The sequence below is a fragment of the Pseudomonas fluorescens genome (assembly GCF_019212185.1).
In the GTDB taxonomy this organism is placed as follows: Bacteria; Pseudomonadota; Gammaproteobacteria; order Pseudomonadales; family Pseudomonadaceae; genus Aquipseudomonas.
Window position 1 is genome coordinate 2,211,653 of sequence record NZ_CP078138.1, and the last position, 21,221, is coordinate 2,232,873.

Sequence of the window (21,221 nt, forward strand, 5' to 3'; positions counted from 1 at the left end):
GGGCATGCAGGCGTGGCGAACTCGGCAGAAGGTCGAATGTCAGAAAGCCGCAGACCATTGTTCATTGAAGAGCACGCTCGCTTGCTTTTCCACTGGCAGAACGCCGAGGCTAAGGTTCACGCTTCGCCAGGCCCGTCAAAAGGACACTTGAGCCACGCCATGCCATTCAATCCATTGATCATCAGTCTGTTGCTGCTGTCGCTGTTGGCCGGTTGTGCCAGCCAGGGCACACGTCAGGCAACGCCGAAACCGGCGCAAGTCAAGGCGCAAATCGAAGCCCTGTTGCCGGCCAAAACCCAGGACCGCGAAGGGTGGGCCACTGACATCTATACCGCTTTTGATAAGCAATCGATTCCGGTCACGACGCAGAACCTGTGTTCGGTGCTGGCGGTGACCGAGCAGGAGTCGACTTTTCAAGCCGATCCGAAGGTGCCGGGGCTGGGCAAAATTGCCAGGGATGAAATTGATCGACGGGCTGCCAAGGTGCACATCCCCGGCTTTCTGGTGCGCGCGGCCCTTGAGGTGAGCTCGACCAATGGCAAAAGCTACAGTAACCGGTTGAACGCTGCGCGCAGTGAAAAGGAGCTCAGCGCCATCTTTGATGACTTCATTGGCCGGGTGCCCATGGGCAAGACCCTGTTCGGCGGTTTCAATCCGGTGCATACCGGCGGCCCAATGCAAGTCAGCATCGCTTTTGCCGAACAGCATGCACGTGACTATCCGTATCCGGTGGATGGCTCTATTCGCCGGGAAGTGTTTACCCGGCGTGGAGGTATGTACTTTGGCATCGCTCATCTGCTCGGCTACCCCGTGAGCTATCGGGTGCCGCTGTACCGCTTTGCCGACTTTAATGCCGGCTGGTACGCCAGTCGAAATGCAGCGTTTCAGGCGGCACTTAATCGTGTAACCGGTGGATCGCTGGCGCTAGATGGCGACTTGATTCGTTATGGCTCGCTTCTGCCCGGTTCGACTGAGCTGGCGGCGCGTGGATTGGGCAAGCGCCTGGGGATGCGCAATAGCACTATTCGCGAGCAGTTGGAGTTGGGTGACAGTCTGGCATTTGAGGACAGCAAACTTTACAGGAAGGTATTCGAGTTGGCTGACAAAGCTCAGGGATCATCGCTGCCCAGGGCTGTACTGCCGGGTATTGAACTGCACAGTCCCAAAATCACCCGCAAACTCACCACAGCCTGGTTTGCCAAGCGGGTTGATGAGCGCTATCAGCGCTGCATGGCGCGAGCGGGGAGCGGCGAGGGGTAACGCAAGGCGAAAAAAAGCCCGGCTTGATCAGCCGGGCTTTTTCGTTGAGTACTTCGGTCCAGCGATTCATGCATGGTTCTGGGTCAGGCGATCGGATCCACCTTCGGCGACGCGGTTCTGTTGCAGGCGATCGGATCCACCTTCGGCGACACGGTTCTGTTGCAGGCGGTCGGAGCCACCTTCGGCGACACGGTTCTGTTGCAGGCGGTCGGAGCCACCTTCGGCGACGCGGTTCTGTTGCAGGCGATCGGATCCACCTTCAGCGACGCGGTGTTGTTGCAGACGGTCAGAGCCACCTTCGGCGACGCGGTTCTGTTGCAGACGGTCGGAACCACCTTCGGCAAACACGTTAGCGGCGAGTACTGAGAAGGCGAGGCCGAGAATGATTTGGCGTTTCATAAGTGTGTGCTCCGGGGTGTTGTGGGTTGGTATGGAGCAGATGTTACGCGTCACGAATTTTAAGAGAACTTCATTGGGTCGATGGTGAACATCGACGGCAATGATGGTGTGAATGGGTTGCAGCTTTCGTCGGTGATGGCAGAGGGGGAGGGGCGTGTTCTTCTATATAGGTAGCATTGCTCCCGGCCGCCGGTTTTCAGCGTTCTGATAGAAAAAGCAAATTAGCAGTTGACGGCAGATTTCATGTGTCTATAATTCGCCCCACTTCCGGCGCAGTCGAAACGGAAAACTCCTTGGTAAACAACGAGTTACGAAGTTTTCGGCGGTCAGTGTTTCAGGTCATCGAAGCGCGAAGGAAGTTGAAAAAGAGGTGTTGACAGCAGCGTGTAACGCTGTAGAATTCGCCTCCCGCTGACGAGAGATCGAAAGCGCAAGTGGTTGAAGTTGTTAAGGATTCCTTGAAAACTTCTGAAAATAATCACTTGACAGCAAATGAGGCTGCTGTAGAATGCGCGCCTCGGTTGAGACGAAAGATCTTAACCAACCGCTCTTTAACAATTGAATCAAGCAATTCGTGTGGGTGCTTGTGCAGTCAGACTGATAGTCAACAAGATTATCAGCATCACAAGTTACTCCGCGAGAAATCAAAGATGTAACCAACGATTGCTGAGCCAAGTTTAGGGTTTCTTAAAAACCCAAAGATGTTTGAACTGAAGAGTTTGATCATGGCTCAGATTGAACGCTGGCGGCAGGCCTAACACATGCAAGTCGAGCGGTAGAGAGAAGCTTGCTTCTCTTGAGAGCGGCGGACGGGTGAGTAATGCCTAGGAATCTGCCTGGTAGTGGGGGATAACGTTCGGAAACGGACGCTAATACCGCATACGTCCTACGGGAGAAAGCAGGGGACCTTCGGGCCTTGCGCTATCAGATGAGCCTAGGTCGGATTAGCTAGTTGGTGAGGTAATGGCTCACCAAGGCGACGATCCGTAACTGGTCTGAGAGGATGATCAGTCACACTGGAACTGAGACACGGTCCAGACTCCTACGGGAGGCAGCAGTGGGGAATATTGGACAATGGGCGAAAGCCTGATCCAGCCATGCCGCGTGTGTGAAGAAGGTCTTCGGATTGTAAAGCACTTTAAGTTGGGAGGAAGGGTTGTAGATTAATACTCTGCAATTTTGACGTTACCGACAGAATAAGCACCGGCTAACTCTGTGCCAGCAGCCGCGGTAATACAGAGGGTGCAAGCGTTAATCGGAATTACTGGGCGTAAAGCGCGCGTAGGTGGTTCGTTAAGTTGGATGTGAAAGCCCCGGGCTCAACCTGGGAACTGCATTCAAAACTGACGAGCTAGAGTATGGTAGAGGGTGGTGGAATTTCCTGTGTAGCGGTGAAATGCGTAGATATAGGAAGGAACACCAGTGGCGAAGGCGACCACCTGGACTGATACTGACACTGAGGTGCGAAAGCGTGGGGAGCAAACAGGATTAGATACCCTGGTAGTCCACGCCGTAAACGATGTCAACTAGCCGTTGGAATCCTTGAGATTTTAGTGGCGCAGCTAACGCATTAAGTTGACCGCCTGGGGAGTACGGCCGCAAGGTTAAAACTCAAATGAATTGACGGGGGCCCGCACAAGCGGTGGAGCATGTGGTTTAATTCGAAGCAACGCGAAGAACCTTACCAGGCCTTGACATCCAATGAACTTTCTAGAGATAGATTGGTGCCTTCGGGAACATTGAGACAGGTGCTGCATGGCTGTCGTCAGCTCGTGTCGTGAGATGTTGGGTTAAGTCCCGTAACGAGCGCAACCCTTGTCCTTAGTTACCAGCACGTAATGGTGGGCACTCTAAGGAGACTGCCGGTGACAAACCGGAGGAAGGTGGGGATGACGTCAAGTCATCATGGCCCTTACGGCCTGGGCTACACACGTGCTACAATGGTCGGTACAAAGGGTTGCCAAGCCGCGAGGTGGAGCTAATCCCATAAAACCGATCGTAGTCCGGATCGCAGTCTGCAACTCGACTGCGTGAAGTCGGAATCGCTAGTAATCGCGAATCAGAATGTCGCGGTGAATACGTTCCCGGGCCTTGTACACACCGCCCGTCACACCATGGGAGTGGGTTGCACCAGAAGTAGCTAGTCTAACCTTCGGGAGGACGGTTACCACGGTGTGATTCATGACTGGGGTGAAGTCGTAACAAGGTAGCCGTAGGGGAACCTGCGGCTGATCACCTCCTTAATCGACGACATCAGCTGCTGCATAAGCTCCCACACGAATTGCTTGATTCATTGAAGAAGAGACGATAGAAACAGTCCGAAATTGGGTCTGTAGCTCAGTTGGTTAGAGCGCACCCCTGATAAGGGTGAGGTCGGCAGTTCGAATCTGCCCAGACCCACCAATTTTGTGTGGAAAGACCTGTAGCGATACGGGGCCATAGCTCAGCTGGGAGAGCGCCTGCCTTGCACGCAGGAGGTCAGCGGTTCGATCCCGCTTGGCTCCACCATACTGCTTCTACTGTTTAAAGCTTAGAAATGAGCATTCCATCGAGGTGATGATGTGTGAATGTTGATTTCTAGTCTTTGATTAGATCGTTCTTTAAAAATTTGGGTATGTGATAGAAAGATAGACTGAACGTTACTTTCACTGGTAACGGATCAGGCTAAGGTAAAATTTGTGTTCTAAATGCAAATTTTCGGCGAATGTCGTCTTCATAGTATAACCAGATTGCTTGGGGTTATATGGTCAAGTGAAGAAGCGCATACGGTGGATGCCTTGGCAGTCAGAGGCGATGAAAGACGTGGTAGCCTGCGAAAAGCTTCGGGGAGTCGGCAAACAGACTTTGATCCGGAGATGTCTGAATGGGGGAACCCAGCCATCATAAGATGGTTATCTTGTACTGAATACATAGGTGCAAGAGGCGAACCAGGGGAACTGAAACATCTAAGTACCCTGAGGAAAAGAAATCAACCGAGATTCCCTTAGTAGTGGCGAGCGAACGGGGACTAGCCCTTAAGTGGCTTTGAGATTAGCGGAACGCTCTGGAAAGTGCGGCCATAGTGGGTGATAGCCCTGTACGCGAAAATCTCTTAGTCATGAAATCGAGTAGGACGGAGCACGCACGAGAAACTTTGTCTGAATATGGGGGGACCATCCTCCAAGGCTAAATACTACTGACTGCCGATAGTGAACTAGTACCGTGAGGGAAAGGCGAAAAGAACCCCGGAGAGGGGAGTGAAATAGATCCTGAAACCGTATGCGTACAAGCAGTGGGAGCCCACTTTGTTGGGTGACTGCGTACCTTTTGTATAATGGGTCAGCGACTTATTTTCAGTGGCGAGCTTAACCGAATAGGGGAGGCGTAGCGAAAGCGAGTCTTAATAGGGCGTCTAGTCGCTGGGAATAGACCCGAAACCGGGCGATCTATCCATGGGCAGGTTGAAGGTTGGGTAACACTAACTGGAGGACCGAACCGACTACCGTTGAAAAGTTAGCGGATGACCTGTGGATCGGAGTGAAAGGCTAATCAAGCTCGGAGATAGCTGGTTTCCTCGAAAGCTATTTAGGTAGCGCCTCATGTATCACTGTAGGGGGTAGAGCACTGTTTCGGCTAGGGGGTCATCCCGACTTACCAAACCGATGCAAACTCCGAATACCTACAAGTGCCGAGCATGGGAGACACACGGCGGGTGCTAACGTCCGTCGTGAAAAGGGAAACAACCCAGACCGTCAGCTAAGGTCCCAAAGTTATGGTTAAGTGGGAAACGATGTGGGAAGGCTTAGACAGCTAGGAGGTTGGCTTAGAAGCAGCCACCCTTTAAAGAAAGCGTAATAGCTCACTAGTCGAGTCGGCCTGCGCGGAAGATGTAACGGGGCTCAAACCATACACCGAAGCTACGGGTATCACTTAGGTGATGCGGTAGAGGAGCGTTCTGTAAGCCTGTGAAGGTGAGTTGAGAAGCTTGCTGGAGGTATCAGAAGTGCGAATGCTGACATGAGTAACGACAATGGGTGTGAAAAACACCCACGCCGAAAGACCAAGGTTTCCTGCGCAACGTTAATCGACGCAGGGTTAGTCGGTCCCTAAGGCGAGGCTGAAAAGCGTAGTCGATGGAAAACAGGTTAATATTCCTGTACTTCTGGTTATTGCGATGGAGGGACGGAGAAGGCTAGGCCAGCTTGGCGTTGGTTGTCCAAGTTTAAGGTGGTAGGCTGGAATCTTAGGTAAATCCGGGATTCTAAGGCCGAGAGCTGATGACGAGTTGTCTTTAGACGACGAAGTGGTTGATGCCATGCTTCCAAGAAAAGCTTCTAAGCTTCAGGTAACCAGGAACCGTACCCCAAACCGACACAGGTGGTTGGGTAGAGAATACCAAGGCGCTTGAGAGAACTCGGGTGAAGGAACTAGGCAAAATGGCACCGTAACTTCGGGAGAAGGTGCGCCGGTGAGGGTGAAGCACTTGCTGCGTAAGCCCACGCCGGTCGAAGATACCAGGCCGCTGCGACTGTTTATTAAAAACACAGCACTCTGCAAACACGAAAGTGGACGTATAGGGTGTGACGCCTGCCCGGTGCCGGAAGGTTAATTGATGGGGTTAGCTAACGCGAAGCTCTTGATCGAAGCCCCGGTAAACGGCGGCCGTAACTATAACGGTCCTAAGGTAGCGAAATTCCTTGTCGGGTAAGTTCCGACCTGCACGAATGGCGTAACGATGGCGGCGCTGTCTCCACCCGAGACTCAGTGAAATTGAAATCGCTGTGAAGATGCAGTGTATCCGCGGCTAGACGGAAAGACCCCGTGAACCTTTACTATAGCTTTGCACTGGACTTTGAATTTGCTTGTGTAGGATAGGTGGGAGGCTTTGAAGCGTGGACGCCAGTCTGCGTGGAGCCATCCTTGAAATACCACCCTGGCAACTTTGAGGTTCTAACTCAGGTCCGTTATCCGGATCGAGGACAGTGTATGGTGGGTAGTTTGACTGGGGCGGTCTCCTCCTAAAGAGTAACGGAGGAGTACGAAGGTGCGCTCAGACCGGTCGGAAATCGGTCGTAGAGTATAAAGGCAAAAGCGCGCTTGACTGCGAGACAGACACGTCGAGCAGGTACGAAAGTAGGTCTTAGTGATCCGGTGGTTCTGTATATGGAAGGGCCATCGCTCAACGGATAAAAGGTACTCCGGGGATAACAGGCTGATACCGCCCAAGAGTTCATATCGACGGCGGTGTTTGGCACCTCGATGTCGGCTCATCACATCCTGGGGCTGAAGCCGGTCCCAAGGGTATGGCTGTTCGCCATTTAAAGTGGTACGCGAGCTGGGTTTAGAACGTCGTGAGACAGTTCGGTCCCTATCTGCCGTGGACGTTTGAGATTTGAGAGGGGCTGCTCCTAGTACGAGAGGACCGGAGTGGACGAACCTCTGGTGTTCCGGTTGTCACGCCAGTGGCATTGCCGGGTAGCTATGTTCGGAATAGATAACCGCTGAAAGCATCTAAGCGGGAAACTAGCCTCAAGATGAGATCTCACTGGAACCTTGAGTTCCCTGAAGGGCCGTCGAAGACTACGACGTTGATAGGTTGGGTGTGTAAGCGCTGTGTGAGGCGTTGAGCTAACCAATACTAATTGCCCGTGAGGCTTGACCATATAACACCCAAGCAATTTGACTACTCGAAAGAGCATCAGATTGCGGTGTATGAAGACGAAGACACCGAAAGTTTGCAGCACACAAGTTGATCACATACCCGATTTGCTGAAGCGTCGAAAGACGGTTCGGTACCCGAATTTCTTGACGACCATAGAGCATTGGAACCACCTGATCCCATCCCGAACTCAGCAGTGAAACGATGCATCGCCGATGGTAGTGTGGGGTTTCCCCATGTGAGAGTAGGTCATCGTCAAGATTAAATTCCAAAACCCCTATCTGCGAACGCAGGTAGGGGTTTTGTTTTTGCGTCCGAAAAATCCTGCTGCATAACCTGACTTAATCTTCATGTTGAACGGGCACCATTCGGGGGATTTGGCCTGATGTGAGCGCAGTGTTTTGCTATGGTGCAGCTCTTTTTTCAAGGCTGTAGACATGCCGGAACCGATTCACATCAAGGATCACGAGAACGAAACTCGCATGGTCAATAAGCGGTTATTGGCCTGCGCATTACTCGTGGCGGCCATTTCCTGTGCGCTGGTCGTGCGCCTTTACATCCTGCAAGTCGTCGAGTTTGACTATCACTCCACTATTTCTGAAAACAATCGGGTGCACGTGCTGCCGATCACCCCGACCCGTGGCCTGATTTATGACCGCAACGGCGTGTTGTTGGCCGACAACCGGCCCAGCTATAACTTGACCATCACCCGCGAACGCGCGACTGACATTAAAGGCGAACTGGATTCGATCATCAGCCTGTTGCATCTGCCTGCCGAAGATCGCGCGGTGTTCGACAAGGCGATGAAGCAGGCGCGTCATCCCTTCGTACCGGTCACGCTGTTTTACGAACTCACCGAAGAACAGATCGCCATTCTCGCCGTCAACGAATTTCGCCTGCCGGGAATCGACGTCGAACCGCAGTTCGTCCGCAACTATCCTTTGGGTGCGCACTTTGCCCACTCGATTGGCTACGTCGGACGGATCAACGAAAAAGAATCGAAGGTCCTCGACTCAGTGGAGTACCGAGGCACTCAGTCCATTGGCAAAACTGGCGTCGAAAAATTCTACGAAGCCGAACTGCATGGGCACGTGGGTTATGAAGAGGTTGAGACCAACGCCCAGGGCCGCGTGTTGCGCGTGCTCAAGCACACCGACCCAATTCCCGGGAAGAACATTGTCCTCAGCCTCGATGTAAAGCTTCAGGAAGCAGCCGAAGCCGCCCTGGGTGATCGCCGTGGTTCGGTGGTCGCCCTCGATCCGGCAACCGGCGAAGTGTTGGCGATGGTCAGCAAACCCAGCTTCGACCCCAATCTGTTTGTCACCGGCATCAGCTTCAAGGAGTATGCCGCGCTGCATGACTCCATTGACCGCCCCTTGTTCAACCGTGTCCTGCGCGGCCTCTATGCGCCAGGCTCAACGATCAAGCCCGAGGTAGCCATCGCCGGCCTCGACACCGGTGTTGTCACCGCGCAAACCCGGGTGTTCGACCCGGGCTATTACCAATTGCCGGATTTCGACCACAAGTACCGGAACTGGAATCACAGCGGCGACGGTTGGGTCGACATGGACGCGGCGATCATGCGCTCCAACGACACCTACTTCTATGACCTGGCCCACAAGCTGGGGATCGATCGCTTGCACGACTACATGGCGAAGTTCGGCCTTGGCGAGAAAGTCTCGATGGACATGTTCGAGGAGTCTTCCGGGCTGATGCCATCCCAGGCCTGGAAGCGTGCGACCCGTCGCCAACCCTGGTTCCCCGGCGAAACGGTCATTCTTGGCATAGGCCAGGGCTACATGCAGGTCACGCCGCTGCAACTGGCCCAGGCCACTGCGCTGATCGCCAACAAGGGCGTGTGGAACCGTCCGCACCTGGCAAAAACGGTGGACGGTGTCGCACCGGTGGACGACCACCCGATGCCCAACATCCTGCTGAAAAATCCCCGGGATTGGGAGCAGGTCAATCACGGCATGCAGATGGTCATGCACGATCCGCGCGGCATTGCCCGTGCGGCGGCGGCGGGTGCGCAATACCGGATTGCCGGCAAGAGTGGTACCGCGCAGGTGGTGGCGATCAAGCAAGGCGAGCGCTACGACCGCCTGAAAACCCGCGAGCGCAATCGCGATAACGCCTTGTTTGTTGGCTTCGCCCCGGCGGAGCATCCGCAGATTGTCATCTCGGTGATGATCGAGAATGGCGAGGCGGGCGGTCGTGTCGCGGGGCCTGTGGTGCGGCAGATCATGGACGCCTGGCTGCTGGATGACCAAGGGCACTTGAAGCCGCAATACGCCAGTCCGAGCAAAACACCGGGTGACCCCCACGTCTGAAGCCTAACAGCCACTTGCCAGTTGCTTTACGTTAACGTAAACATAGGCACAGGCGCCGCAGATCAATGGCGCAGCTTTTGCTTGAGGGAAGCACAAACTTCCCTTTACTGCCCTGTGTACCGGGTGTAGACATTTGCCATGACGTGCGTGCTGCGTCGCAGGCATGGACACGACCCCGCAAGGTGCTGGACGGACCGATCCGGAGCGCTTGATGAGCCCTATAAAAACAACAATTGCACAGTTGCCCCACGAAGCCCGGCTAGCCCGGGAGAAACTCCACCTGGAGGGCGAAGTCCCCGATGGTGTATTGCGCGCCGAAATCGATGCTTCATGGCGGCGCAGCCTCAGCCACGGTGTGCACTTCAACGGCAAACATGAACTGGCGCTGGAATCGAGTGCCAGCCTTGAGGTGCTGCTGGCCAGCAACCGCCTGCTGATCGACGCAGCACTACCGGCCATCGATTACCTGGCGGCCCGCCAGGGCAAGGAAGGCCTGATCATTCTGGCCAACGCCGACGCCACCATTCTCGCCGTTGAAGGCCGCGCCGACCGACTCAAGGGCAGCGGCCTGCAGGACATTACGCTCGGTGCCTGCTGGAGTGAAGCGGTACGCGGCACCAATGCGCTGGGCACGGCATTGGTCGAGGCGCGGCCGACCCTGATCGACTGCGGCGAACACTATCTGGATCGCCTCAGCGAATTTTCCTGCACCTCAGTTCCCATTCATTGCCCTCAGGGCGACATCCTCGGGGTGCTCGATCTGACGCGCGAAGGCCCGTTGGGACGCGTCCACGACAGCACCGCGTTGCTGGCCATGGCGGTCAGCCAGATCGAGAGCCGGGTGTTCAACGCCAGCTTCGCCGATCAGATCGTGCTCGCCTTCCACAGTCGTCGCCAATACCTGGAATCGCCTTGGCAGGGCCTATTGGCGGTGAGCCTGGGCGGGCAGATCCTCGCGGTCAGCGCCCAGGCCTGCCAGTTGCTCAACGCCGAACGGTCAGCGCTGGTAGGACAGCGCTGCGAAGCGTTTCTTGGGGTCGATGGCGTGCAACTGCTCGCGCGCTTGCAGCAAGGTGCGATTGGCAGCCTGCAAACGGCCAAGGGCGAATTTTTCTACAAAGCCCTGCGTGCGCCGCACCGTTCACTGAATGTCGGCATAACGCCACGTCCGGCAGCAAAAACCAGCAAGATGCCGCCCGATCTCGATGCCCTGGCTGGCAGTAACAGCCGCTACGCGCGGGCGTTGCGCATGGCCCGGCAAGGCCTGGCCAATGAGCTGCCAGTGTTGCTGCTGGGCGAGACCGGGACCGGCAAGGAGGTGGTGGCACGTGCGCTGCACCTGGCCGGCAGTCGCTGCGACAAACCCTTTATTGCGGTCAACTGCGCGGCGATTCCCGAAGGGCTGATCGAGTCCGAGCTGTTCGGCTACCGCGAAGGTGCATTCACCGGCTCGCGGCGCGGCGGGATGATTGGTCGCCTGCAGCAAGCCCATGGCGGCACGCTGTTTCTCGATGAAATCGGCGACATGCCGCTGGCCCTGCAGGCCCGCCTGTTGCGTGTGCTGCAAGACCGCAAAGTCGCGCCACTGGGGGCTGGCGAAGAACAGGACATCGACGTCGCGCTGATCTGCGCCACGCACCGTGATCTTAAGCGCCTGGTCGAGGACAAGCATTTTCGTGAGGACCTGTTCTACCGAGTCAACGGTATCAGCGTGATGCTCCCGGCGCTGCGCGAGCGGGAGGATTTCGGCGAGTTGCTTAAGCGCCTGCTGGTCAAGCTCGACGCTCCGAGCGTGACGCTCAAGGCCGACCTCAGCCAACTGCTTGCCGCTTACCATTGGCCGGGCAACATCCGTCAACTTGAAATGGTCCTGCGTACCGCCTTGGCGATGCGTGAGCCGGGTGAAACGGTGCTCGGTCTCGACCACCTGCCGGACAGCATGATCGATGAACTCAATGCCGGCGAACGCGCGTCCACTGGCAGCATCCGTCAAAACGAACTGGAGCTGATCCGCCAGTCCCTCGACAACCATCAGGGCAATGTCTCGGCGGCAGCCGATGCGCTGGGGATCAGCCGCGCGACCTTGTACCGCAAGCTCAAACAGTTGCGCAGTTGATGCGGCGCTTGATTGTCAGGCTGGTCGACAGCCCCGACCCGCAAGCGCTGGATGCCGCGCTGGCCTGGCTGTATGGCTTCGTGCGTCCGCACCGCCTGGCGATTGCCGGCCTGCTCGGGTTGTCGGTCTGCGCGTCGCTGCTGGTGCTGGTCCAACCGTGGTTGACCAAGCTGCTGATCGACGACGGTTTGCTGGCGAAAAATTTCTCAATGTTGGTCCTGATCGCTGGGTTGATGATTGTCGCCGGCCTGCTCGGCACCGGCTTGTCGGGCATCAACCGCTACCTGCACACGCGGCTTTCCGGACGCATTCTGTTCGCGCTGCGTGACGATCTATACCAGCACCTGCAAACCCTGTCGCCGGGGTTTTACGGGCAGCGGCGGATCGGCGACCTGATGTCGCGCCTGGACGGTGACGTCGCCGAGATCCAGCGCTTTGCCGTGGATTCGCTGTTCTCTGCGGTGTCGAGCATCATCGGCCTGGTGTGTGCTGTGGCGATGCTGCTGACCCTGTCGTGGAAGCTGTCATTGCTGGCCCTGGTGCTGATTCCGCTGGATGTGCTGTGGCTGCGCTGGATGCGGCGCAAGGTCGAGCGCGATGTGCGGCAATTGCGCGAGCGTTCGGCGGACATGTCCTCGTTCATGGTCGAGACCCTGCCGGTGATGAAGTTCATCCAGTCGGCCGGTCAGCAGCAGCGCGAAGCACGGCGCCTGGATAGCCTCGGGCAGGGCTATATGAGCCAGCTGCTGCGCCTGCAAGTCACTGAGTTCTTCACCCAGGCGGTACCCGGCACCCTGACCTCGCTATCCCGCGCCTGCGCGTTCCTGATCGGCGGCTATTGGGTGGTGCAGGGCACCTGGCAATTGGGGGCACTGATCGCATTTTCCACTTACCTGGGTATGGCGGTCGGGCCGGTGCAGAGCCTGCTCGGTTTGTACGTGGCGATCCAGCGCATGACCGTCAGCCTGGGCCGGGTTATGGAGCTGCGCGGCGAACCGGCGACGGTGACCACGCCAGTCGCGGCACAGCCGATGCCTGCCAGCGGCGAACTGCGTTTCGACAACGTGCACTTCAGCCATCCCGGGCGGGCGAGTACCTTGCGAGGCATTGAAGCGAGCATTCCCCACGGCCTGAAAGTCGCCCTCAGCGGCGGCTCGGGTGTCGGCAAGTCGACCCTGATCGACCTGCTGCAACGCCACCACGATCCGCAGTCCGGACGTATCCTGCTCGGTGGTGTCGACCTGCGTGAGTTGGACCTGTACCAACTGCGCCAGCGCATCGCCGTGGTCAGCCAGGACATCGTGCTGTTTCGCGGCAGCCTGGCAGACAACCTGGCCTACGCCGTGCCCGATGCCAGCCGCGAAGCGGTGACGCAGGTTGCACGCCTGGCGCAGCTCGACAGCCTGATCGAGTCCTTGCCCGAGGGCCTCGACAGTCCGCTGGGCGAACGCGGCCAGCAATTGTCCGGCGGCCAGAAACAGCGGATCGCCATCGCCCGGGCCTTGTTGCAGGATCCGATGATTCTGGTGCTCGACGAAGCCACCTCGGCGGTCGACGAAGCCACCGAGCGCGAAGTCATCGAAGCCATCGACCGCTTGTTTGCCACGCGCACACGGATCCTCATCAGTCATCGGCCGTCGACCCTGGCCGATGCCGACCTGCGCTTTGAGCTATTGGATGGCGTGCTGACGCCGGTGCGGGTGCTGCATGACGCCTGAGCTGCGCATTGGCCTGGTGGACAGCGGTCACGCGCCGGCGCAAGGCGCGCTGGTCGATGCGGGCAGACGGTTTTACCTGTTGGAGCAGGGGGCCGCCGAGGATGTGTTGATCGATGACCCGCTGGGCCATGGCACGGCGGTGCTTGAGGCGATCCAGCATCGTGCTCCCGCAGCACGCTTCTACGTCGCCCAGGTGTTTGACCGTCGCGGCATCACCAGTGCCCTGCAGATTGCCGCCGCGATTGACTGGCTGGTGGCGCAGCAGGTGCGAGTGATCAACCTCAGCCTTGGCTTGCGCCAGGACCGCAGCCTACTGCGTGAAGCCTGTGCCGCAGCGACGGCGCGTGGTGTGCTGTTATGTGCGTCCAGCCCGGCTCAGGGCGAGGGCGTCTATCCGGCGAATTATCCCGAAGTCGTGCGGGTGACCGGAGACGCTCGCTGCGATGCGCAGCAATGGACCTGGCTCGATAGCCCGCAAGCGGATTTCGCCGCGTGCGTGCGTGGTGCCTATGCCGGGCAGTCGGGCGCCAGTCTCGGTTGTGCGACATTAACCGGGCACATCGCCCGTTTTCTCGGTACAAGGCGGGATGCAAGCAACGGCGAAATCATCCAGTGGCTACAGGACAACGCGCACTATCGCGGTCGCGAGCGGCGGACCCAGGCATGACTGAAATCCTTATCCTCGGTGCCGGACCGGCAGGGGCGGCGGCCGCGTTGGGGCTGCGGCGCATGGGCTATGAGGTGACGATGGTCAGCGACTGGCGCCGCTTCTCTGCCCTTGAAGGCGTTTCACAACGGGTACTGGAGGCGCTGCGCGGCGCCGGTCTGCATCAGGCACTGGCAAACGCGACGTTGCCGTCCCAGCGCCAGGTGTCGTGGAACGGCCAGCAACATGCGCAGAACATCGAATTTCTCCTCGATCGCCCGAGCTTTGATCGAGGCCTGCGCGAGGATTTACGCCAGGCCGGGGTCGAGCTGATCGAGGGCCGGGTACTGGCGGTGCATTCGGATGTCGGTGGGCATCGGGTCGAGGTTGAAGGCCATGGCGTGTTGGCCGCAGACTTTCTGGTGGAGGCCCGTGGGCGTCAGGCGCCGGCCATGGGCAAGGGCCGACGCGGGCCTGAGACGGTCAGCCTGCTTAATCGCTGGCAAGGTGCACCTGCAAATACCGCCAGTGCGGTGCAAAGCCTGGAGGACGGCTGGGCGTGGATGGCCCGGCGCGCCGATGGCCAGTGTTACTGGCAACTGACCGTCGACGTGGCCAGCGCCGAGCTGCCCGGCAAGGCGCACCTGCTCGACTACTGCCGAGCACGACGACGCACCTCTGAATTGGCCGCCGAACTGTTTGGTACGGGCGAGGAAGTCGATCTGCAACTGCACGCGCGCAGCAGCACGGCGATCCTCAGTTCACAGCTGTGTGGCAGCAACTGGATTCGCGTCGGCGATGCGGCAATGGCTGTTGATCCGCTGTCGGGCAACGGGATTTTCCAGTCGTTGTCGTCGGCGTTGCAGGCGCCGGTGGTGATCAACACTCTGCTGCGCAAACCCGAGCGTGCGGCCTTGGCGCGGCGTTTTCATGAGCAGCGGGTGGAGCAGTTGTTCCTGAGGTTTGCGCGAATCGGGCGGGACTTTTATGCCGATGAACTACGCTGGTTGCATCAGCCGTTCTGGCAGGCTCGGCGCCATTGGCCAGACGCCGAGATGGCTCATGCGCAGGCGGATTTCAATGCGTTGCGGATTGAATCGGCGCCGGTGCTCAGGGACGGTTTTGTCGACGAGGCCGAGGTGGTGATCACAGCCGATCAGCCGTTGGGCATCTGGCATGTGCAGGGCATCGAACTGGCGCCTTTGCTGCGCCGTTTACGCAGCGAACCGGGCCGGCAAGCGCTGGCCGGCTTGGATGCGGAGCAGGGGCGGATGGTCAGGAGTTGGTTGTTGGCCCAGGGTTATAAGCCCTGAAGCGGCAGGCGCCGTTCGACGCCTGCCGCGTGAGGATCACAGCTTGATCAGCACCGATTTCAGCTCGGTGTAATGCTCGATGGCCGCGTAGCCCATCTCCCGTCCAACCCCGGACATTTTGTAGCCGCCAAAGGGCAGTGCCGGATCCAGCGCACTGTGGCAATTGACCCAGACTGAACCGGACTTGATTCGCGGAATCATCCGATGCACGGCTGCCAGGTCGTTGGACCAGATACTCGCACCGAGTCCATAGGGACTGTCATTGGCCATGCGCAGGGCATCAGCTTCGTCGTCGAACGGAATGGCCACCAGCACCGGGCCGAAAATTTCTTCCTGGACCAGCGAGTGCTTCTGATCGACGTCGACTATCACCGTTGGCTTGACGAAGAACCCCGGGCCGAACTGCTCACCGCCGCAAGCAATGGTAGCGCCGCTTTGCCGGCCTTGTTCGATGTAGCCGTAGACGCGCTCCTGCTGCCGCGCCGAGATTAGCGGCCCCATTTCGACACTGGGGTCGAGGCCGTTACCAAGCTTCATGGCGTTGGCAATATCAGCGATGTCGGCGACTACGTTGTCGAAGTGCTTGCGTTGCACATAGAGCCGCGAACCGGCGCAGCAGACCTGGCCCTGGTTGAAGAAAATCGCGCTGGCGGCACCGGCTGCGGCGCTGTTGAGATCGGCATCGGCCATGACGATGGTCGGTGATTTGCCGCCCAGTTCCAGGGTGACCCGGGTCATCGAGTCCATGGCGATCTTGCCGATCTGCTTGCCCACGGCGGTTGAGCCGGTGAAGGTCAACTTGTCCACCAACGGGTTGTGGGTCAGGGCCGAGCCGGCGGTGATGCCGGTGCCGGTGACCACGTTGAGCACGCCCTCGGGGTAGCCGGCCTCGAGCACCAGTTCGGCCAGCTTGAGGGCGCTCAGTGGCGTCTCATCTGCTGGCTTGAGCACCACGGTGCAGCCGGTGGCCAGGGCCGGGCCGAGCTTCCAGCAGGCCAGCAGCAACGGGAAGTTCCAGGCGACGATGGCGCCCACCACGCCCACCGCTTCACGGCGGATAAAACTGTGGAACTGGTCGTTGGGCATCAAGGGCAGCGAGACTTCGACGCTGGAGCCTTCGATCTTGGTGGCCCAGCCGGCCATGTAGCGCAGGAAGTCGATCGACAGTTGCACGTCCATTACTTGCGCAACGGCGGCGCTCTTGCCGTTATTCAGGCATTCCAGTTGCGCGAGGATTTCCGCGTCGCGCTGCATCAGGTCGGCGAGTTTCCACAGCAGGTTCTGTCGTTCACGCGGGCGGGTGCGGGTCCATGCCGAGTCATCGAAGGCCTGGCGAGCGGCGAGTACGGCGCGGTCGACATCCTCAGGCGTGGCCTTGGGCACCACACACAGCACCTCGCCGGTGGCAGGGTTGTGCAGGGGCATGGTCTGGCCGTCGGCGGCCTCGACCCACGCGGCGCCGACCAGCATGCGCGGGGCGCGTTGAATGAAGGCCGAAACGGCGGGAAGCAGAGTGGGAAGCGACATGTTGGAACCTCGTCTTGTTCGTGTGGCGAGGTTGTTCGCAACGCGTGTGCCAGTTTCGCCGAGACCCGGGTTTACCGGGCTCCCGGGGCAAAAACGAGGGTGTCGAAAGCGCCGCGCTGTCGCACATTGCGACAGCGCTTGAGACGCGCCAATCACTGGCGCAACGGATCAGAAGCTGTATTTGACGTTGAACATCAGGTTGCGTGGTGCCCCCCAGAACACCGTGCCGTAGTTGCCCATACCGCTGTAGTAATGCTTGTCGAACAGGTTGTTGACGTTGACCGTCGCCTTGAGGTTTTCGGCGAAGTCGTAGCCACCCACCAGCCCCACCAGTGCGTAGGATTTCTGTTCGAACTTGGCGCTCGGATCATCGATCGAGTACCAGTCTTCATCGCTCGGTTTGAAGAAGCTCGAACTCTGCCAGTAGAGGTTGCCGCCCACCGTGACCTTGCGCCATTCCTCCGGCAGACGGTAATTGGTCGCCAGCTTGAAGAGGTGTTGCGGTTGGTTGGTCGCGACACGCTGGTCGTCAGCGTCGTGGGACTCGGCGAAGGTGTAGCCGGCCATCAGTTGCAGATCCTTCATCACCTCGCCCGACATTTCCATCTCGACGCCACGGGTGGTGACCCCTTGCGCGGTGCGGTAGGCATCGGCGCCCGAGGGAGTGGTGCCGCCGGTGAGAATGGCGAAGTTGTCCTGCTGCAATTCGAACAGGGCCAGGCTGGCGTTCAGGCGCTCTTCGAAGTAGGCGCCCTTGATCCCTATCTCATAACTTTGCCCGGTCAGTGGATCGATCGGCTTGCCATCGGTGCCGAGGCTGTAGGCCTGGGGTTTGAAGATGTCGGTGTAGCTGGCGTAGACCGTGTGGTGCTGGTCCAGATCGTAAGTGATGCCGGTGTACGGCACGATTTCGCTGGAGTTGGTTGCGCTGGCCGGGAAGCGTCGGCCCCTGCCGTTGATGGTGTCGATGTCCCATTTGTAATCGACGATTCGCGCGCCGAAAATCAGCGCCATGGCATCGGTCGGTTTGAAGAGGGTGGCGGCGAAGCCGACCTTCTGCCGGGCCTCGATATCGAAGGTCGACCACCATTCGAAGTTGCGCGGTCTGTCGCCATAACCGTCCCACTGGAAGACATCGTCGATCACCCCGTTGGTCACGCCGTCGTAGCGTTTGGAGGTGGCTTCGGTGTGGGCCATGCTGTAGCCGAACACCGCTTCATGCACCCGTCCGCCGAGGGTGAATGGCCCGCGAGCGTAGAGGTCGAAGTCCTGCTCCTGGCTGGTGGTGTTGAATTTGGTCGCGGTGCCCTCGTTGTTCACTTCGCCGGTGACCGGGTCGATGTTGCCGCCGATAAAGCCATGGGAAATGCTGCCATTGGCTTGCACCGGCTCGCTGCTGATTCCCGAGATCAGCTCGCGGGTGCGATAGTCACGGTTGCTCAGCACACCCTTGATCACCCACTCGTTGTCGAAGGTATGGGCCAGTTCGACAAATGCGCGCTGGGTTTCCTGGTTGCGCCAGGTCCAGCGGTCGGCGGCGTTGGTGTCGCGGTCGAACTTGACGGTGCGTCCGTCCTGATAAAACGCGGGCAGGGCGCCGGTGGTGCTGCCGTTGTCGTAGTTCTTCTGCACGTCATAGCCGACAGTGAGCACGGTGCTGTCGGTCAGGTCCGCTTCGAGCACACCGTAGAAAGTGTTCTGCTCGCCGGTCAGGTAATCGACGTAGCTGTGTTGGGACTGGGTGCCCGCGACCATGCGCCCACGGATATTGCCGCTGTCGGTCAGCGGGCCGGACAGGTCGACGTCGACGCTGTACTTGTCCCAGGAGCCGGCTCCGGCGCTGACACTGCCCTGGAATTTGTCGGTCGGCCGCTTGCGCACCAGGTTGATCACCCCGGACGGATAACCGGAACCGTTGACCAGCCCGGTCGCGCCCTTGAGCACTTCGACGCGGTCGTAAATCAGGCTGTTGCCGATGCTGTAGTTGTCACGCAGCGAGCCGCCGTCCGACGACAGGCTCGGCACACCGTCGAACTGGAAATTTTCCAGTTTGAAGCCACGGGCGTAGAAGGTGTAGGCCTCGGAGCTTTCCTGGTTGACGATGATGCCCGGCGTTTGCTGCAGCACTTGTGAAATGCTTTGCAGATTCTGGTCGTCCATTTGCTGGCGGGTAACCACGCTCACTGACTGCGGGGTGCGGCGCAGGCTCAGGTTCATGCGGGTGGCCGCAGCGGTCTCGCCGGTGGTGTACGAGCCAGTGCCCTCGGTGGTGCTCCCCAGCACTGCCGCAGAAATATTGGTCGCATCCAGTTCCAGCGCGCCGGCACTGGCGGGCACTTTTTGCAGCAGGTAGCCGTCGTCACTGTTGTAAACGGTCAGGCCAGTGCCGCGCAGGACCTGAGCGAAACCCTCCAATACGGTGTAGGTGCCGTCGACCCCCGGGCTGGTCAAACCGCTCAACTGCTGGCTTTGCAGGGAAATCGGCGCCCCTGCGGCTTGGGCATAGCGTCCCAGTACCTGCTCCAGTGGCCCGGCCGGAATGTGGTAGGCCTGCACCGGTTTTTCGGCATAGGCCAGGGTCGGCAACACCAGCGGCAAGGCGCACAGGCTCAGGCGGCTCGCCAGCAGCAGGCGGTAAGGGGAAGTCATGTTTGCGAATCTCCGTTCATTTTGTTGGCATTGGGGAGGACGGATGATTTTCGAAAACACGCAATGAGAATGAAAATTAGTTGTTTTTCTGCTTGGTGACCAGCGTCACCCGGGTCAGCCAGGGCGTGTAGTGGCTGATTTCGATCGGTAACGTCCGGGCCAGCAGGCGCAAGGCTCGATCACTGTCATCGGTGGGCAGCATCACGGTGACCCGCAGCGCCGACAGCGCCTGCTTGTCGAACAGCACCAGGCCCTTGCGGTGCCTCGCCAGCCGCTCGAGAACGTCGGTCAGCGGTTGGTTGTAGGCCAACAGCTGCCGGTCATCCCAGGCATTTTGCAGGGCCTGGCTGTCGACCTGTTCCACCGCGCCAGGCCCGTTTGCATCGAAGCGCAGGCGCTGGCCGGCGTTGAGGGTCTGGCTGCGTCCGCCGGCGTCGATGCGGGTGGCGGACTCGAGCATGGTCACCTGGGTGGCGTCGTCCAGTTGCTCGACCAGAAAACGCGTACCCAGCGCACGAATGCTGCCTTGCGCCGTCACCACGGAGAACGGGCGCGCCGGATCCTTGGCCACCTCCACCAGAATTTCGCCGCGCAGCAGCTTGACCCGCCGTTGTTGCGGGTCGAAGTCGAGGTCGACGGCGGAGTCGCTGTCCAGGTCGATCTGGCTGCCATCGGCCAGCCGTTGGTGCTGGCGTTCGCCGCTGGCGGTGTGCAGATCGGCGAACATCAGCCCCTGTTGCATCGAATAGCTACCCAGCAGGGTCGATGCGCCGACCATTGCCAGCAGGGCCAGCGAGGCAATGCTGCGACCATGGCGCCGGCTGCTCGCAGCACGGCGCAAGGTCGCCGTGGCGGGTTGGGCGGGGAGTGTTTGCAGCGGTGCGAGATGCCCTTGCAGGCGGGCGATGGCGCTGGCGTGTTGCGGGTCGAGCGCCAGCCATTCAGTGAAGGCCTGGCGGGTTTCGGCGTCCGTTTGATGATCGAGGCGTACCAGCCATTCGGCGGCCTGGCGGCGGATCGAATGGGGCAGTGAACTGTTCATGACCCCGTCCCGGCAGCGTCATCGCAGGCTTCCAGGGCCAGCACCAGGTCCATTTGCACGGTTCGCAGGGAGACGCCGAGGCGCGTGGCAATCTGGGTCTGGTTCAAGCCTTCCATGTGCCGCAGGATGAACGCTTCGCGAACTCGCGTGGGCATGCGCGACAGCGCCCGGTCGATGCCTTCGAGCACCCGCACGGCTTCGAAGATCTGCTCGGGGGAGGGCGCTTGGTCGAGGTGCGCAGCCCACAGTTCCAGTTCGTCGAGGTAGGCTTTTTCCAGGCGCTTGCGCCGGCTGTTGTCGATGATCAACCGCCGCGCCACCGTCGCCAGGAACGCCCGCGGTTCACGGGGCACGACGTAAGGGCCGGTGCAGAGGACGCGCACGAAGGTATCTTGAGCCAGGTCGGCGGCGTTGTGCGGGCAGTGCAGGCGGCGCCGCAACCAGTTCAACAGCCACCCATGATGGCCTTGGTACAGAGCGTCCAACGTGTCGGCCGATGCGGGTGTTCTAGGCTTCATGGGTGTTTTTTGTTAATGAGAATTATTACATGCTACGCTAAGTATTTGTTCTCCCGCAACGGTGA

At 59.1% G+C, this 21,221-nt stretch carries 11 protein-coding genes, 2 tRNA genes and 3 rRNA genes; 11 read left to right on the forward strand and 5 right to left on the reverse strand.

What is annotated here, in order from left to right:
* Positions 1 to 159: 159 nt before the first annotated feature.
* Positions 160 to 1,260 carry a DUF1615 domain-containing protein gene (locus KW062_RS09985; RefSeq protein ID WP_027618836.1) on the forward strand — a complete coding sequence of 367 codons (1,101 nt, stop codon included), beginning with the start codon at positions 160 to 162 and terminating at the stop codon, positions 1,258 to 1,260.
* Positions 1,261 to 1,326: 66 nt separating this feature from the next.
* Here the strand turns inward: KW062_RS09985 and KW062_RS09990 are convergent, their stop codons facing one another.
* A complete protein-coding gene (locus tag KW062_RS09990; protein WP_105755328.1) occupies positions 1,327 to 1,659 on the reverse strand; it encodes a hypothetical protein in 333 nt (110 codons plus the stop codon).
* Between the two features lie 707 nt (positions 1,660 to 2,366).
* Here KW062_RS09990 and KW062_RS09995 point away from each other — a divergent pair.
* The 10 genes from KW062_RS09995 to qhpG all read left to right on the forward strand — a co-directional run bounded on the left by KW062_RS09995 (position 2,367) and on the right by qhpG (position 15,420).
* Positions 2,367 to 3,902, forward strand: a 16S ribosomal RNA gene (locus KW062_RS09995).
* A gap of 83 nt (positions 3,903 to 3,985) precedes the next feature.
* Positions 3,986 to 4,062, forward strand: a tRNA-Ile gene (locus KW062_RS10000).
* A 29-nt stretch (positions 4,063 to 4,091) separates the two neighbouring features.
* Positions 4,092 to 4,167: transfer RNA gene (locus tag KW062_RS10005), tRNA-Ala, on the forward strand.
* A 237-nt stretch (positions 4,168 to 4,404) separates the two neighbouring features.
* Positions 4,405 to 7,301 (forward strand): 23S ribosomal RNA (locus KW062_RS10010).
* 141 nt (positions 7,302 to 7,442) lie between these two features.
* A 5S ribosomal RNA gene (rrf, locus tag KW062_RS10015) occupies positions 7,443 to 7,558 on the forward strand.
* The 16S, 23S and 5S rRNA genes sit together here with 2 tRNA genes alongside, the layout of an rRNA operon.
* A gap of 176 nt (positions 7,559 to 7,734) precedes the next feature.
* Entirely contained in the window at positions 7,735 to 9,627 is a 1,893-nt protein-coding gene (gene mrdA / locus KW062_RS10020) for a penicillin-binding protein 2 (protein WP_027620718.1), read from the forward strand.
* 211 nt (positions 9,628 to 9,838) lie between these two features.
* Complete coding sequence (locus KW062_RS10025; RefSeq protein ID WP_105754762.1) at positions 9,839 to 11,743, forward strand: sigma-54-dependent Fis family transcriptional regulator; 1,905 nt, start codon at positions 9,839 to 9,841, stop codon at positions 11,741 to 11,743.
* Positions 11,743 to 13,461 (forward strand): ABC transporter ATP-binding protein, encoded by a 1,719-nt coding sequence (locus KW062_RS10030; RefSeq protein WP_105754761.1) that lies wholly within the window; start codon positions 11,743 to 11,745, stop codon positions 13,459 to 13,461. Before KW062_RS10025 ends, KW062_RS10030 begins: the two co-directional genes overlap by 1 nt.
* Positions 13,451 to 14,128 (forward strand): subtilisin-like serine protease QhpE, encoded by a 678-nt coding sequence (gene qhpE, locus KW062_RS10035; RefSeq protein ID WP_105754760.1) that lies wholly within the window; start codon positions 13,451 to 13,453, stop codon positions 14,126 to 14,128. The genes KW062_RS10030 and qhpE overlap by 11 nt, the downstream gene beginning before the upstream one ends.
* Positions 14,125 to 15,420 (forward strand): flavin-dependent monooxygenase QhpG, encoded by a 1,296-nt coding sequence (gene qhpG / locus KW062_RS10040; protein WP_105754759.1) that lies wholly within the window; start codon positions 14,125 to 14,127, stop codon positions 15,418 to 15,420. Before qhpE ends, qhpG begins: the two co-directional genes overlap by 4 nt.
* Positions 15,421 to 15,456: 36 nt before the next feature.
* On the opposite strand, the gene KW062_RS10045 is transcribed toward qhpG, so the two are convergent.
* From KW062_RS10045 to KW062_RS10060, 4 genes are all read right to left on the reverse strand, one after another.
* Positions 15,457 to 16,947 (reverse strand): aldehyde dehydrogenase family protein, encoded by a 1,491-nt coding sequence (locus tag KW062_RS10045; RefSeq protein ID WP_027620713.1) that lies wholly within the window; start codon positions 16,945 to 16,947, stop codon positions 15,457 to 15,459.
* Between the two features lie 168 nt (positions 16,948 to 17,115).
* The gene (locus tag KW062_RS10050) at positions 17,116 to 19,596 is read right to left on the reverse strand and encodes a TonB-dependent siderophore receptor (protein WP_027620712.1); all 2,481 of its coding nucleotides are present in this window, start codon (positions 19,594 to 19,596) and stop codon (positions 17,116 to 17,118) included.
* A gap of 76 nt (positions 19,597 to 19,672) precedes the next feature.
* Positions 19,673 to 20,638 (reverse strand): FecR family protein, encoded by a 966-nt coding sequence (locus KW062_RS10055; protein WP_105754758.1) that lies wholly within the window; start codon positions 20,636 to 20,638, stop codon positions 19,673 to 19,675.
* The gene (locus KW062_RS10060) at positions 20,635 to 21,156 is read right to left on the reverse strand and encodes a sigma-70 family RNA polymerase sigma factor (protein WP_027620710.1); all 522 of its coding nucleotides are present in this window, start codon (positions 21,154 to 21,156) and stop codon (positions 20,635 to 20,637) included. Before KW062_RS10060 ends, KW062_RS10055 begins: the two co-directional genes overlap by 4 nt.
* Positions 21,157 to 21,221: the final 65 nt, after the last annotated feature.